Origin of the sequence: Sphingobacterium sp. UT-1RO-CII-1 (genome assembly GCF_026711005.1) — a bacterium.
Lineage (GTDB): Bacteria > Bacteroidota > Bacteroidia > Sphingobacteriales > Sphingobacteriaceae > Sphingobacterium.
This window is the reverse complement of record NZ_JAPPVJ010000007.1, coordinates 196,560-210,989: the sequence shown is the minus strand read 5'-3', so window position 1 is coordinate 210,989 and position 14,430 is coordinate 196,560. Positions and strand designations below refer to the sequence as shown.

At 36.3% G+C, this 14,430-nt stretch carries 15 protein-coding genes; 8 read left to right on the top strand and 7 right to left on the bottom strand.

Going from position 1 to position 14,430, the window contains the following annotated elements:
• Window positions 1-64: 64 nt before the first annotated feature.
• Window positions 65-1,249 (bottom strand): argininosuccinate synthase, encoded by a 1,185-nt coding sequence (argG, locus tag ORI89_RS15895; protein ID WP_268231494.1) that lies wholly within the window; start codon window positions 1,247-1,249, stop codon window positions 65-67.
• A gap of 152 nt (window positions 1,250-1,401) precedes the next feature.
• The gene (locus tag ORI89_RS15890; protein WP_268231493.1) at window positions 1,402-2,118 is read right to left on the bottom strand and encodes a GNAT family N-acetyltransferase; all 717 of its coding nucleotides are present in this window, start codon (window positions 2,116-2,118) and stop codon (window positions 1,402-1,404) included.
• 555 nt (window positions 2,119-2,673) lie between these two features.
• Here ORI89_RS15890 and ORI89_RS15885 point away from each other — a divergent pair.
• Entirely contained in the window at window positions 2,674-2,865 is a 192-nt protein-coding gene (locus tag ORI89_RS15885) for a hypothetical protein (protein WP_268231492.1), read from the top strand.
• Between the two features lie 53 nt (window positions 2,866-2,918).
• Here the strand turns inward: ORI89_RS15885 and ORI89_RS15880 are convergent, their stop codons facing one another.
• Window positions 2,919-5,072 (bottom strand): S9 family peptidase, encoded by a 2,154-nt coding sequence (locus ORI89_RS15880; protein ID WP_268231491.1) that lies wholly within the window; start codon window positions 5,070-5,072, stop codon window positions 2,919-2,921.
• 172 nt (window positions 5,073-5,244) lie between these two features.
• Between ORI89_RS15880 and ORI89_RS15875 the strand changes: the two genes are divergently transcribed.
• From ORI89_RS15875 to recA, 4 genes are all read left to right on the top strand, one after another.
• The gene (locus ORI89_RS15875; protein ID WP_268231490.1) at window positions 5,245-6,861 is read left to right on the top strand and encodes a S8 family peptidase; all 1,617 of its coding nucleotides are present in this window, start codon (window positions 5,245-5,247) and stop codon (window positions 6,859-6,861) included.
• A 63-nt stretch (window positions 6,862-6,924) separates the two neighbouring features.
• Window positions 6,925-7,110: a hypothetical protein gene (locus ORI89_RS15870; RefSeq protein ID WP_268231489.1), complete on the top strand. Its 186-nt coding sequence runs from the start codon at window positions 6,925-6,927 to the stop codon at window positions 7,108-7,110.
• 67 nt (window positions 7,111-7,177) lie between these two features.
• On the top strand, window positions 7,178-7,846 hold the full coding sequence (nth, locus tag ORI89_RS15865; protein ID WP_268231488.1) for an endonuclease III: 669 nt from the start codon (window positions 7,178-7,180) through the stop codon (window positions 7,844-7,846).
• Between the two features lie 66 nt (window positions 7,847-7,912).
• On the top strand, window positions 7,913-8,941 hold the full coding sequence (gene recA, locus ORI89_RS15860) for a recombinase RecA (RefSeq protein ID WP_268231487.1): 1,029 nt from the start codon (window positions 7,913-7,915) through the stop codon (window positions 8,939-8,941).
• Window positions 8,942-9,019: 78 nt separating this feature from the next.
• On the opposite strand, the gene ORI89_RS15855 is transcribed toward recA, so the two are convergent.
• The 4 genes from ORI89_RS15855 to ORI89_RS15840 form a co-directional block, all read right to left on the bottom strand.
• The gene (locus ORI89_RS15855; RefSeq protein WP_268231486.1) at window positions 9,020-9,625 is read right to left on the bottom strand and encodes a superoxide dismutase; all 606 of its coding nucleotides are present in this window, start codon (window positions 9,623-9,625) and stop codon (window positions 9,020-9,022) included.
• 91 nt (window positions 9,626-9,716) lie between these two features.
• Window positions 9,717-10,187: a nucleoside deaminase gene (locus ORI89_RS15850; RefSeq protein ID WP_268231485.1), complete on the bottom strand. Its 471-nt coding sequence runs from the start codon at window positions 10,185-10,187 to the stop codon at window positions 9,717-9,719.
• 1 nt (window position 10,188) lies between these two features.
• The gene (locus ORI89_RS15845) at window positions 10,189-10,533 is read right to left on the bottom strand and encodes a tRNA-binding protein (RefSeq protein ID WP_268231484.1); all 345 of its coding nucleotides are present in this window, start codon (window positions 10,531-10,533) and stop codon (window positions 10,189-10,191) included.
• Between the two features lie 2 nt (window positions 10,534-10,535).
• On the bottom strand, window positions 10,536-10,751 hold the full coding sequence (locus ORI89_RS15840; RefSeq protein WP_268231483.1) for a hypothetical protein: 216 nt from the start codon (window positions 10,749-10,751) through the stop codon (window positions 10,536-10,538).
• A gap of 70 nt (window positions 10,752-10,821) precedes the next feature.
• Between ORI89_RS15840 and ORI89_RS15835 the strand changes: the two genes are divergently transcribed.
• The 3 genes from ORI89_RS15835 to ORI89_RS15825 all read left to right on the top strand — a co-directional run bounded on the left by ORI89_RS15835 (window position 10,822) and on the right by ORI89_RS15825 (window position 14,428).
• Window positions 10,822-11,403 carry a porin family protein gene (locus tag ORI89_RS15835; protein WP_268231482.1) on the top strand — a complete coding sequence of 194 codons (582 nt, stop codon included), beginning with the start codon at window positions 10,822-10,824 and terminating at the stop codon, window positions 11,401-11,403.
• Between the two features lie 267 nt (window positions 11,404-11,670).
• Window positions 11,671-12,444 carry a succinate dehydrogenase cytochrome b subunit gene (locus tag ORI89_RS15830; protein ID WP_268231481.1) on the top strand — a complete coding sequence of 258 codons (774 nt, stop codon included), beginning with the start codon at window positions 11,671-11,673 and terminating at the stop codon, window positions 12,442-12,444.
• Window positions 12,445-12,493: 49 nt separating this feature from the next.
• On the top strand, window positions 12,494-14,428 hold the full coding sequence (locus tag ORI89_RS15825) for a fumarate reductase/succinate dehydrogenase flavoprotein subunit (RefSeq protein ID WP_268231480.1): 1,935 nt from the start codon (window positions 12,494-12,496) through the stop codon (window positions 14,426-14,428).
• The last annotated feature ends 2 nt before the right edge of the window (window positions 14,429-14,430 follow it).

Sequence of the window (14,430 nt, the reverse complement as noted above, 5' to 3'; positions counted from 1 at the left end):
TATTAGTATATTAGATTTTCTTATTTATCTTCTCTCCACAATAAGGGAATAAAACTCTTAAGCACTACCCCTTATTGACTTTATGCCAAATGCTGGTCTGGTTACCAAATATTTTTGTAAAGCCTTTTACATCATCACCTGTATAACCTTCATTCATTTCACCATAGGTCCCGAATTTATTGGACATTAAATCATGCTCCGACTCAATGCCTACGATCACAAAACGATAAGGGTGTAATTCAACAATCACACGACCAGTGACTGTATCTTGCGAAGATGTTAAAAATGCTTCCATATCACGCATAACAGGATCATGCATTTGACCCTCGTGCATATAGTTACCATAAAAACCAGATAACTGATCTTTCCACGATAATTGCCATTTTGTTAAGGTATGTTTTTCTAATGTATGGTGCGCTTTAATCAAAATAAGAGGACCTGCAGCCTCAAAACCGACTCGCCCTTTAATACCAATAATAGTATCTCCCACATGTATGTCGCGTCCAATACCATAGGGTTGTGATAGATCCTGTAATTGTTGTATAACAGCTACTGACCCTATATTCTTTCCGTTTAAAGCTACCGGTTCTCCTTTAACAAAGTCGATGGTTATAGTTTGTGGCTCTTCGGAAGTAACCTGAGTAGGCCAAGCTGATTCAGGCAAATACTGATTTGATGTTAAGGTTTCAGCTCCTCCAACAGATGTCCCCCACAAACCTTTATTGATAGAGTATTTAGCTTTTTCGGCATTGATCTCTACACCATGTTTGTTAAGATAATCAATTTCCTGTTCACGGGAGAGCTTTAGATCTCTAATAGGTGTGATAATCTCTACCCCTGGGATAAGTGTTTGTAATATCATATCAAAGCGAACCTGATCATTCCCTGCACCTGTCGAACCGTGCGCGACACAATTTGTTCCAATTTTTTTCGCATAATTGGCTATAGCAGTTGCTTGACAAACTCTCTCAGCAGATACTGATAACGGGTAAGTGCCATTCTTCAATACATTACCAAAAATTAAGTACTTAATAGTATCGCGATAATAGTTTTCTGTTTCATCAATTGTAGTATGTGATGTAACTCCCAATTCGTAAGCCCGCTTCTCAATTGTTTGAAGTTCTTCGGCAGAAAAACCACCTGTATTAACTACTACAGAATGAATATCCAGACCTAGCTCTTTGGACAAATATATACAACAGAAGGAGGTGTCTAAACCACCACTAAACGCTAATACTACTTTTTTCATCTTTTAATAAACTTTTTATATATGTATAATCTGTTTTTCTAATCGTTATTTAGAATACCCACTTTTTTATTATGTACACTTTTATTTCTATGCATGCTGTATGTTGTCGTAAACATGGGTATTTTATGTATGGTTCTTAATTTTCTTACGCCTTAAATACCTTTTATACTTCGTGTTCCTACAGGAAAAATAGCAACAATTGTTTTTCTTACTGCACGCCATAACTTCGCTTCAATCTTTTTTAAAAGTGATTGCTTCTTAACAATACGATCTAAACGCTCTTTAGCTTCTGCCCTTCTTTGAATCTTTTCTTTTAACTCTCTCTCCTTTTCAACAGGATCCCATAGCATAGCGGTACACATACAGTTTTTACGGTCTTTACTTACAAGTATCTCGTAATTCACACAAGATTGACAACCTTTCCAAAATTCCTCGTCTTGTGTGAGCTCGGAATATGTTACCGGTTCATAGCCAAGATCTGAATTTATCTTCATAACTGCCAAGCCAGTAGTCAATCCAAAAATTTTAGACTTCGGATACTTCTCTCTCGATAGGTCAAAAATTCGTTTTTTAATTACTTTAGCTAACCCTACTTTCCGAAAAGTAGGATTGACGATAAGCCCAGAGTTTGCAACATAATCACCATGTCCCCAAGTTTCTATATAACAAAAACCGGCCCATGTGCCATCTTTATGTAAAGCAATTACGGCTTTTCCTTCCTCCATTTTACCTGCCACATATTCAGGTTTACGTCGAGCAATACCTGTTCCTCGTGCTTTTGCCGATTCGAACATTTCGTTACAAATAGTATCTGCATACCCAATGTGTGCAGAAGTAGCTGGAATAATTAGAAAATCTGAAAGTGTCATCTTGAGATGTCGACCTTAAATGAGGGGCATTAATATGCCGCTAAAAAAATGATTAACTCTTACAGAATCACCGAGCTGGAAGATTCTTTACAATTATAATGGAAGTAGCCTGCCTCCGAAATCAAGCTCGAGGCAGAATAGGTCGTCGAAACCTTAATACTGGACACTTTAATGAATATAAAGCATACAATACAGGCTGTACAAACTTCTTCTGAAGCTGTGCAGTATGTAGTATATATGCTGATTTACAATTCATTTTATGCCAATTAATATTAAAGACAACGCAAAAGTAGTAAGTTTTTTTTCTATTTCGCAATACTAAGTTACTTTATTTGTTAAATAAAAACAAAAATCACGATTAAACTGACAAAAAACGTAATATTCAAGGCGTTTATTAAAAAAACAATGAAGATGTTTTGTGATTATCCTTTTGCCAACTTCAACAACAATATTTTATATGTGTATTAAAATGAATACTTTTGTATAAAGATTTATAACATGGTTGGTCCAAGTATTATATTTTACATATTTTTCGCTATACCCTACATTTTTGTCATGTACTGGTTGGTAAAACAGGACAAGAAAAAATACGTATGGGGATTAGTTGTCATAACGGCGATTGCAGTTCTGGGAATTGTAGTCTCACAGCGTGCAAGTAGAATTGCTGTTCAAAACTACAAACAACATCAAATTGATGCCCGAGAAATTGAAAAAGAAAATTCTTTAGATTCGTTAAAGAACTTATAAAATGAAAAAGGCTTGATTGTTATCAAGCCTTTTTTTATTAAAGTGACTCACCCTTACTTTGTTATTCCTTCTAACTTAAATAAGAACGCATAATTCAAAGCTAGATCTTTCAAATAATCAAACCTACCTGATGCTCCCCCATGGCCGTATTCCATATCTGTTTTAAATAAAATAACTTGATTGCCCTTCTTGGTAGCTCGAAGTTTAGCAACCCATTTTGCCGGCTCAAAGTATTGCACTTGACTATCATGCAATCCTGTTGTTACTAAAAGGTGAGGATATTCTTTTTCCTCCACATTTTCATAAGGTGAATAGGACTTTATGTAATCATAGGCTTCTTTATGATTAGGGTTACCCCACTCGTCATATTCATTCGTGGTTAAAGGAATCGTTTCATCTAGCATTGTTGTTACTACATCCACAAAAGGCACTTGAGCAATAACTCCATTCCACAGTTCGGGGGCCATATTAACAACAGCTCCCATCAATAAACCACCGGCACTACCCCCTTGAGCATATAGATGTTTAGAACTTGTATAATTTTCTTTCACCAAATATTTCCCACAATCAATAAAGTCTGTAAATGAATTTTTCTTTTTCAGCATCTTACCGTCTTCATACCACTGGCGTCCCATTTCTTCACCTCCGCGAATGTGAGCAATAGCATAAGCAAAGCCTCTATCCAATAGGCTTAAACGACTTGAATTAAAGCTTGGATCCATTGACATACCATAAGAACCATATGCATAGAGTAACAAAGGAGCCTTGCCGTTCTTTTTATATCCCTTTTTATAAACAATAGATATTGGCACTTTTGTACCGTCTGTAGCTGTAGCAAAAACCCTCTCTGTAACATAATTCGCTGCATCGTAACCACCTACAACCTCTTGCTGTTTTTTAAGATCTTTCTCTTTCGTTTTCATATTGTAATCAAAAGTAGAAGAAGGAGTTACTAAGGAAGTATACCCATACCGAACAACGTCTGTATCATACTCCACATTTGTACTTGGATACACAGTATACGTAGCTTCCCCAAAATCTAAATAATGTTGTTCATCGGTATGAAGTGACTTGATTGCCATTTGAGTCAATCCATCTTTTCTTTCAGAAACGACAAGAAAATCTTTAAACTCGTCAATGTCTGAAACAAGGACGTCTGAACGATGCGGGATAAATTCGGTCCAATTATCTTTAGTGGTTTTGTCTAAAGGCGTTTGCATAACTTTAAAGTTAGTAGCTCCTTCATCATTCGTCAGAATTAAAAATCTATCAGAAAGTGGTACCACCGAATATAATACATCTTTTATTCTAGGTTGAAAAGATTGAAAAGTGCCCGTCGGCTGATCGGCATCTAAAATATATACTTCCGAGGATAGTGTTCCTCCAGTATAAATCATGATGTATTTACTATTTTTTGACTTTCCTACACCAATATAATTTGTTTTATCCTTTTCTTCATAAACGACTACATCATTGTGTGTGAGGTCTCCAAGTTTATGTCTTTTTATCTTTTCACTCAATAATGTTTCAGGATTTTTCGAGGTATAAAATAATGTTCGACTATCATTTGCCCAAGTTGTGCCACCAGTGGTCCGCTCAATTTTATCAGACATCAGCTCGCCTGTTTCTAGATTTTTAACATGGATTGTGTATTCTCTACGAGAAACAGTGTCGACTCCATATGCTAATAACTTATTATCCGGACTTATAGAGAAGCCATTAGCCGCATAATATGCATAGCCTTCAGCCATTTTATCTATATCTAACAAAACTTCTTCAGGAGCATCGAGACTTCCTTTCTTACGACAGAATTTATAATATTGTTTACCTTCCTCTGTTCGACTATAATAGTAATAACCGTTCTTGAGATAAGGCACAGACTCATCTTTCTCCTTAACTCGTGCTTTCATCTCCTCAAACAATGAAGACTGCAATCCTTCTGTATCTTTCATCATTGCATTGACATATGAATTTTCATTTGTCAAGTACTCAATCACGCGAGTGGAATCAGGACCTTTTTTAAAGAAGTCATTCATCCAATAATATACATCATTCACTGTATCTCCATGGAGAACACGAAAATGATCTTTCTTTTCCGCCACTGGCGGCTCAATATCAGTCCACGAAACAATGTGTTCATTAGACTTATCGGAACAAGATGCTAACATAGCTCCAATAATAACAAGATAACTCCACTTTATTTTCATAATTCTAAATTTATTACTTTAAAAAAACGAACTTTCTGCGTATCGCAGAAAGCAGTCGTTATAAGATTTCCCTAAAGTTAAGTGAAAAAAAGTAGGTATTTATAGTTTTTTAACAACTAGTACCAATGAGTTAACTTATATTTGTCGTTAGACGAGAAAGAATATCATGGTTATGAGATTTAAATTATCGAGCCTAATAGGTGCTTTTTTACTGCCTTTTTTAAGTTTTGGACAAACAAAAAAGAGCACCCCACCAAATTGGTTCAACCTAGACTTCCAAACAGATGGAGTGATGGGAATAAGTACGGAAAAAGCATATGAGCTTTTAAAAGGCAAGTCATCAACTCCCACTATTGTTGGAGTCTTAGATGGAGGCGTAGATTTTGCACATGAGGATTTAAAAGATGTTATGTGGATTAATCGGCAGGAAGTTGCGGGCAATGGGATTGATGATGACGGCAATGGGTATATTGACGATATATACGGCTGGAACTTTTTAGGCAACAGCAGTGGAGAAAACGTCGAACATGACAATCTAGAGGTCACCCGCTTAATTCGTATTTATGAGCCTAAATATGTTTCGGTGCTACCTTCTACTCCATTAACTGAGATGGAAAGAAGAGAATTTGTGGCGTACCAGCAAATGGTTGCAGATTATACAACAAAGCTTGACCAAGCTAATTTTGGAAATGTAAATTATTCTCGACTAAAAGAAGAGTTAGATCAAGTCATAGCTAATATAGGTAAGCAGCCTGAAGAGATCACTTTGTCAGACTTAAACGACTATAAAACAACAAACGATAGACAGAAAATGATTCTGCGAATTAGTAAAAAAGAAGTTGATAAAGAAGGGTTTGAAAAGTTTTACAAAGATTTAGAGGAGGGTGTTGAATATTATAAAAATCAAACAGAGTATCATTTAAATAAGAGTTATGACTCTAGATCTATAGTAGGTGATGACTATGATAATAATACGGAGCGTTTCTATGGAAATGGAGACGTAAAAGGTCCAGATGCAGATCACGGAACACATGTGGCAGGTATTATAGGAGCAAAACGGAAAAACGGGATTGGTATAGACGGCGTGGCTGATAATGTCAAAATATTGGCTGTGCGCATCGTGCCAGACGGCGATGAAAGAGACAAAGATGTAGCCAATGGTATTCGTTATGCTGTAGATCAAGGTGCTAAAGTAATAAATATGAGCTTTGGGAAGGGTTATGCATACAGTAAGAGTACGGTGGATAGTGCTGTTAAATATGCAGAGGCTAAAGATGTACTCTTAATACATGCAGCTGGAAATGATGCTCAAAATAATGATATCGAGAAGAACTATCCTACAAAATACTATACAGACAGTCTAGATGCAATTGTAGGAGAAGCAAGCAACTGGATCACAGTAGGTGCCACCTCTTCTGGTTTAGATAATGAGCTTTTGGCCGACTTTTCAAATTATGGTTACAAGTCTGTAGATGTCTTTGCTCCAGGGATAAAAATAAATTCTACAATGCCAGAATCTAAGTACAAGGAAATGGATGGCACAAGTATGGCCGCACCTGTTGTTTCTGGATTAGCGGCACTAATACGCTCTTATTATCCCGAACTTTCAGCACAGGAGGTTAAGAATATTATTTTAAAAACTGTAACTAAAGTTGATAAAAAGGTAAAGGTAAAATCTGGCAGTTCATCTAAAAAAGTATATTTAGACGAGATCAGCGTTACAGGAGGAATAGTCAATGCGTACAAAGCAATCCAAGAAGCGGAGAGCTATTCTAAAAACAAATCTTAAAAAATGTTAATTCTTCTGCAATATTAATCTACTAGCTACGTTTATATGTTAAACAACATGCTTATGGTAGAACACTTTACGAAAGAAGAACAGTATGCTAGCTTAACTAAAGAAGTTTTAAAAACAGAAAATGAAGCTGATGAGTTATTTGAAGAAAAATTAAAGGTAATTCTAAATCAAATTACAATAGAGCCTAAAACTGAAAGCATCAATGCTATTTTAAATTTCTCAAAAAGCCTAAGCAAGTAACAGCCTAAAGTCCCTAATTAAGTTAGGGACTTTGTTCTTTTCAATGTTCTTTTGAATATCTTTGTTTATGCTAAAAAAAGAAAGATATCAAGAGTTTGTCAAATATTTTTCGACACACAATCCTGATGCACAAACCGAATTAAACTACAGCAACCCCTATGAACTATTGGTTGCAGTAATATTATCTGCACAATGCACCGACAAAAGGATTAACCTCATCACCCCAGCTCTTTTTGAACGATTTCCCGAACCAGAGTCATTAGCAGCCAGCTCTCCTGAAGAGGTTTTTACTTATATTCGGTCGATAAGCTACCCAAACAACAAGGCAAAGCATTTGGTAGGAATGGCTCAGAAACTTATTTCAGAGTTTAATGGAGAAATACCTGAATCCGTAGAAGATCTTATTAAACTACCTGGAGTAGGCCGAAAAACAGCGAATGTTATCGCTTCTGTTGTTTACAACAGGCCCGCTATGGCTGTAGATACACATGTATTCAGAGTGAGTAATCGCTTAGGCCTAACCAGCCGCGCTACAACTCCCCTTGCAGCAGAGAAACAATTAGTCAAACATTTGCCTGAAGACACGATAGCTATTGCCCATCACTGGTTAATTTTACATGGACGATATATCTGTTTAGCACGTAAACCGAAATGTGAAGTTTGTCCAATAACGTATTTTTGTAAATATTTTGAGCAAAAGCATAAGGCAATTGCTTCGAGCAAATCAATAAGCTAATAATTTTAGCCTATATTTTTTATAATCAAATTTTAATCATACTTTTGAATTATCAATACTAAAAACATGAGCAACGCAGATAAATTAAAAGCTTTACAACTTACATTAGATAAGCTGGACAAGTCTTACGGAAAAGGAACAATAATGAAATTAGGTGACTCTGCTGTAGAGCCTGTTGAATCTATTTCGACGGGGTCACTTGGACTAGATATTGCTTTGGGCATTGGTGGTCTTCCTAAGGGACGCGTAATTGAAATCTACGGCCCAGAATCTTCAGGAAAAACAACTCTTGCGATCCATGCTATTGCAGAGGCTCAAAAAAAAGGAGGAATTGCAGCTTTTATTGATGCTGAACATGCTTTTGATAAATATTATGCACAGAAACTAGGTGTTGATATCGAAAATTTACTCATATCTCAACCCGATAATGGAGAGCAAGCATTAGAAATTGCAGATAATCTAATCCGCTCAGGAGCAATTGACATTATAGTTATTGACTCTGTTGCAGCTTTAGTTCCTAAAGCGGAAATCGAAGGCGAAATGGGTGATTCAAAAATGGGATTACAAGCTCGCCTTATGTCTCAAGCTCTACGAAAGTTGACAGGGACTATCGCAAAAACAAATTGCTGCTGTATTTTCATTAATCAATTGCGTGAAAAGATCGGAGTTATGTTTGGCAATCCAGAAACAACAACAGGTGGTAATGCTCTAAAATTTTATGCTTCTGTTCGTTTAGATATCAGACGCTCTTCCCAGATTAAAGATTCTGACGAAGTATCTGGAAATCGCGTAAAAGTTAAAATTGTAAAAAACAAAGTAGCACCTCCATTCCGAATAGCAGAGTTTGATATTATGTTTGGAGAAGGAATTTCTAAAGTAGGAGAAATTATTGACCTAGGTGTAGAGTATAATATAATTAAAAAAGCTGGCTCTTGGTTTAGTTATGGAGACACTAAATTAGGTCAAGGCCGAGATGCTGTAAAAACATTGTTATTAGATAATCCTGATTTAAGTGATGAACTTGAAGCAAAAATAAGAGCAGAAGTCAATGGTGTAGAATTTGGGAATGATAATTTAGCTGATCTTGAAGGTTAAATTTAAATTGTTTTTCCAAATAAAAAAGAGAGGTTGCTTTATTCTAAAGCGACCTCTCTTTTTTATTTTAAACTTACACTATGCTCCTGCATAAAGTTTAGCAACAGCATCCCAGTCGATAACATTAAAAATTGCTTCTAAATAAGCTGGACGTTTATTTTGATAATTCAGGTAATAAGCGTGTTCCCAAACATCAATACCTAAAATTGGTGTTCCTTGAACCTCAGCCACATCCATCAAAGGATTATCTTGGTTTGGTGTTGAAGTGACAGCTAACTGGCCATCGCTTTTAACTATAAGCCAAGCCCATCCAGAACCAAAACGAGTTGCGCCAGCTGCTTGTAACTGTGCTTTCAATTCTGAAAAAGAACCGAAAGTCTTATTGATAGCTTCAGCCAGTTCTCCGCTTGGCTCTCCACCTTTGTTAGCCCCTAAAACTGACCAAAACAACTTGTGGTTATAATGTCCTCCTCCATTATTACGAACAGCAGCAGAATACTTTGAAATATTTTTATTAATCTCTTCTAAAGTTAATTTTTCAGCATCCGTGCCCGCAATAGCTTTATTCAAATTATCTACATAAGCTTGATGGTGACGATCATGATGAATTTCCATGGTCTCTTTATCGATGTGGGGTTCCAACGCATCATTAGCGTATGGTAATGCTTCTAATTCAAATGCCATAATATTTTATATTTTAGTGATAATTACTAGACACGAATATAACAAATATAAGGCAAATATGTTCACGCCAAAAGACCAAAGATCAACTAGTTTATCTTTTATTACGAAAAAATGATGTTATCAAATCAGCGGATTCTTCTGCCAAAACACCACTTATAACTTCAGTTTTAGGGTGATATAGATTAGCATATTTGGAAGCTCCTCTCTTTTCATCAACTGTTCCATATACGATTTTAGAAATCTGAGTCCAATAAGACGCGCCTGCACACATCACGCATGGCTCTACTGTTACATATAAAGTACAGTTTTTTAAATATTTACCTCCTAAATAATTAGCTGCTGCCGTAAAAGCCTGCATTTCGGCATGAGCTGTAACATCATTTAATCTTTCGGTTAGATTATATCCCCTTCCGATAATTTTCCCTTGACTTACAATAATAGCGCCTATGGGTACTTCATCTTCATCATACGCCCGCTTTGCCAGTTTAAGAGCTTCCTGCATGTAACGTTCATCGAGAGTTTCCTCTCCTACGTTATCATTTTCAAAATTAAAAACTCTCATACTATATTAATCGACTTCCATTGGGCACTTTTCTTTCGACGGTAGTCAATACAATATGTCCATCTTGATCAGGAAAACCTGTGACCAAACATTCCGACATAAAGTTTGCGATTTGCTTTTTCGGGAAATTAACTACTGCTACTACCTGACGGTTTATCAAATCGTCGACTGTATAATGATGTGTAATTTGAGCACTAGATTTTAAAACACCGATTTCTTCTCCAAAATCAATTTTAAGCTGATAAGCAGGTCTTCTTGCTTTTTCAAAAACATTTGCTTCTAGTATAGTTCCTACTACTAAATGAACTTTTTCAAAATCTCCCCAACTAATCAAGTTATCACCCATATTTATAAAGTATTAGAATCTAAATCTACAAGTTGCTTCGATAATGTGAATACAATATATGCTGTATTTCTGCGCAATCGCTTAGCTAAGCGCTCAATAAGCTCCTCTTCTTGCCCTTCATTATAAGCTAAATCCTCCGCTGTCAAATGGTTGTACTTTCTAGCAAGCTTGATCTTCAAAACTTCCCAATCTTGATTTGATATTTTTAGTGTGGTCATATATGTCACTATCTTTTAGAAAAAATATGTTACTTTTACAAAGTAATAAATATAATTAAATATATCCACTATGAAAAAACCCCTACTTACTTTACTTTGTTTATTTGCTCTTGTGAGCATTTCACAAGCTCAACTTTTTCCTACGTTCAAATTAGGCGTGAAAGGAGCTCTAGGTTTTTCTTCCCTAAGCACAGAAGGCAAATTGCTAAATTCAGACACCAAAACGGGATACCAACTTGGCGTATGGGGACGAATAGGAATGGCTGGTATACACGTCCAACCAGAAGCTTACTATGCAAGCAAAAAAGTAGGCATAAAAGAAGAGGCTCAAAGCGGTAATGCAACATTTAATAGTTTTGATGTTCCAGTCCTTTTAGGTACAAGAATAGGTTTGGGTCCTTTAGGAGTTCGATTTCAAGCAGGCCCTGTTTTCTCATTTGCTCAAGACGGGAAAGTAAACTTTTCTCCTACGCAAGATTGGGGCAATTACAAAAAGAACTCAACAGGTATAATTGCTGGTATAGGTGCTGACATTAGTAAACTAACTGTTGATTTGCGTTATGAGCATGGTTTATCTAACTTGAGCGAAAGCAAAGCCAACAGTCAGAAGATAAAAATGTGGACTATCGGAGTAGGTTTTGCAATTCTGTAATTTTTTGAAAATATTTTAGGTTAGCTAGGATAGAACCTCTATTTATATTGTAGAAAATTAATAGTCAACTCCTTCAACCTAACAAAAACAAGTGATCAACTAATTTAAGTTATCATTTATAGTCGAAAGCTGTGTTGTTTCTAATGATAACACAGCTTTTCTATGATTAGAACAATTCTAAATTATTAGTTTTAGGTGTTACTTTGTCATAATTGTGTTAACAATTAGATAGATTTGTGAATCAATATTATATAAAAATCAAGGATAATGAGTAATTCAAAGCCAGTTTTAAGTTCTTCACTAGGAAGAAAACTAATCATGAGCTTGACAGGAATTTTTTTGTGTACATTCCTAATAGTTCACTTGATTGGTAACCTGCAGTTATTTAACAACGACGCAGGCTATAGCTTCAACAAGTATGCGTATTTAATGACGCATTTTGCCCCTATTAAAGTGGTTTCGTACCTACTTTATGCTTCTATTATTCTACACGCTGTGTATGCGTTAATTCTAACGTTAAAAAACAAAGCAGCACGCCCCGTAGCCTACGCTCAATATGATGGCAAAGCTAACAGTAAGTGGAACTCAAGAAACATGGGTATTTTAGGCACTGTTATTTTAGTCTTTTTAGCTACACACATGCAAAACTTTTGGTGGAAGTATCACAATGATCAAGTCCCTTACATTGAATACCGCACTGACTTGGCAACTGGAGAAACTACTTCTAAAGAATTGACAGCAAGCGAATTTAGAGACTATCAAGAAACAATTGAAAACAATGTAGAAATTATCAAAGCAAAAGATCTTTATAAACAAGTAGACTTTGCTTTTCAAAATATTGGTTTAGTAATTTTATACCTAATATCAATGGCTGCATTAGCTTTCCACTTGATTCATGGTTTTACATCTGCATTTCAAACATTAGGTCTTTCACACAAAAAATATATACCTATAATCCAAGGATTAGGTGTTTGGTTATTCGGTGTTATTATTCCTATAGGCTTCGCATTGATGCCTTTATACTTCTATTTCGTTAAGTAATATTTAAGATATAACGACTTATATCTATTAAATATAAAAAAAAATAAATATGTTAAATTCAAAAGTACCAGCGGGCCCTTTGACCGAAAAATGGTCAAAACATAAGTTTGACATGAAGCTAGTTAACCCGGCTAACAAACGTAAATTTACTATTATCGTTGTTGGTACAGGATTAGCTGGCGCATCAGCAGCAGCTTCTTTAGCTGAACTTGGTTACAACGTTAAAACATTTTGCTATCAAGATTCTCCTCGTCGTGCACACTCTATTGCTGCACAAGGAGGTATAAATGCAGCCAAAAACTATCAAAATGATGGTGACTCTGTTTACCGTTTATTTTATGACACAATTAAAGGTGGTGACTATCGTGCTCGTGAAGCAAACGTTTACCGATTAGCCGAAGTTTCTGCAAATATTATTGACCAGTGCGTAGCGCAAGGAGTTCCTTTTGCACGTGAATATGGTGGTTTATTAGACAACCGTTCCTTTGGAGGTGCACAAGTTTCACGTACATTTTATGCACGAGGCCAAACTGGACAACAATTACTTTTAGGCGCATATTCAGCCTTAAATCGTCAGATTAAGAAAGGTAAAGTAAAGTCGTATACACGCCATGAGATGTTAGATTTAGTCAAGATTGACGGTCATGCTCGTGGTGTGATTACACGTGATATGGTAAGCGGTAAAATCGAAGCCCATGAAGGTCATGCAGTTCTTTTGTGCACTGGCGGCTATGGTAACGTATTTTTCTTATCAACAAATGCTATGGGCTGTAACGTAACAGCAGCATGGAGAGCATACAAACGTGGCGCTTTCTTTGCCAACCCTTGTTACACACAAATACACCCGACATGTATTCCTGTAACTGGTGATCATCAATCAAAGTTAACGTTGATGTCAGAGTCTCTACGTAATGATGGTCGTGTATGGGTTCCGAAGACACAAGAAATGTCAGCTAAGCTTCGCAAAGGAGAGATCAAACCTAGTGATATTAAAGAAGAGGATAGAGATTATTTCCTTGAACGTAAATATCCTTCTTTCGGAAACTTAGTACCTCGTGACGTTGCTTCGAGAAATGCTAAAGAAATGGTTGATGATGGGCGCGGTGTAGGTAAATCCGGAGTTGCAGTATTTTTAGACTTCAAAGATGCTATTAACCGTTTAGGTGAAGATGCAGTTAGAGCTCGTTATGGTAACCTTTTTGATATGTATTACCAGATAACAGACGAGAACCCTTATCAGCAACCGATGCGTATTTACCCTGCTGTGCATTATACAATGGGGGGTGTTTGGGTAGATTATAACTTAATGACAACTGTTCCTGGACTATATGCCTTAGGTGAGGCGAATTTCTCGGATCACGGTGCAAACCGTCTTGGAGCTTCAGCCTTAATGCAAGGTTTATCTGACGGTTATTTTGTTATACCTTATACTGTGGGTGATTATTTAGCAAACTTAGGAAACTTCAACCCTGTTGATAAAAATCATCCAGCTTTCGAACAAACCCGTAGTGAGGTTGAAAGCCGAATTAATAAACTATTAAAGCTAAACGGTACAAAAACTGTTGACGATATTCACAAAGAATTAGGTCATATCATGTGGGAGTACTGTGGAATGGCAAGAACAGCCGAAGGCCTTACAAAAGCTAAGGGTTTAATTCAAGAACTTCGAAAAGAGTTTTGGTCTAACGCAAAAGTCCTAGGCGAGAATGATGAAATGAACATGTCTCTTGAAAAAGCAGGGCGTGTAGCAGACTTTTTAGAACTAGGAGAACTGATGGTAGATGATGCTCTAAACCGTAACGAATCTTGCGGAGGTCACTTCCGTTTAGAATCACAGACGGAAGAAGGCGAAGCTAAGCGAGACGATGCTAACTTTACATATGTTTCTGCATGGGAATTCAAAGGAGACGAACAAGCAGCGACTTTACATAAAGAAGATTTAGTTTTCGAAAACGTCGAGTTAACACAAAGAAGTTATAAATAACA

Bases quoted from the DNA above. Each gene is read 5' to 3' on its own strand.
- ORI89_RS15890 (WP_268231493.1), bottom strand. From the start codon at position 2,118: ATGACACTTTCAGATTTTCTAATTATTCCAGCTACTTCTGCACACATT.
- ORI89_RS15855 (WP_268231486.1), bottom strand. From the start codon at position 9,625: ATGGCATTTGAATTAGAAGCATTACCATACGCTAATGATGCGTTGGAA.
- ORI89_RS15845 (WP_268231484.1), bottom strand. From the start codon at position 10,533: ATGGGTGATAACTTGATTAGTTGGGGAGATTTTGAAAAAGTTCATTTA.
- ORI89_RS15830 (WP_268231481.1), top strand. From the start codon at position 11,671: ATGAGTAATTCAAAGCCAGTTTTAAGTTCTTCACTAGGAAGAAAACTA.
- ORI89_RS15885 (WP_268231492.1), top strand. From the start codon at position 2,674: ATGTACTGGTTGGTAAAACAGGACAAGAAAAAATACGTATGGGGATTA.
- ORI89_RS15850 (WP_268231485.1), bottom strand. From the start codon at position 10,187: ATGAGAGTTTTTAATTTTGAAAATGATAACGTAGGAGAGGAAACTCTC.
- ORI89_RS15870 (WP_268231489.1), top strand. From the start codon at position 6,925: ATGGTAGAACACTTTACGAAAGAAGAACAGTATGCTAGCTTAACTAAA.
- ORI89_RS15840 (WP_268231483.1), bottom strand. From the start codon at position 10,751: ATGACCACACTAAAAATATCAAATCAAGATTGGGAAGTTTTGAAGATC.
- recA (WP_268231487.1), top strand. From the start codon at position 7,913: ATGAGCAACGCAGATAAATTAAAAGCTTTACAACTTACATTAGATAAG.
- ORI89_RS15835 (WP_268231482.1), top strand. From the start codon at position 10,822: ATGAAAAAACCCCTACTTACTTTACTTTGTTTATTTGCTCTTGTGAGC.
- ORI89_RS15875 (WP_268231490.1), top strand. From the start codon at position 5,245: ATGAGATTTAAATTATCGAGCCTAATAGGTGCTTTTTTACTGCCTTTT.
- nth (WP_268231488.1), top strand. From the start codon at position 7,178: ATGCTAAAAAAAGAAAGATATCAAGAGTTTGTCAAATATTTTTCGACA.
- argG (WP_268231494.1), bottom strand. From the start codon at position 1,249: ATGAAAAAAGTAGTATTAGCGTTTAGTGGTGGTTTAGACACCTCCTTC.
- ORI89_RS15880 (WP_268231491.1), bottom strand. From the start codon at position 5,072: ATGAAAATAAAGTGGAGTTATCTTGTTATTATTGGAGCTATGTTAGCA.
- ORI89_RS15825 (WP_268231480.1), top strand. From the start codon at position 12,494: ATGTTAAATTCAAAAGTACCAGCGGGCCCTTTGACCGAAAAATGGTCA.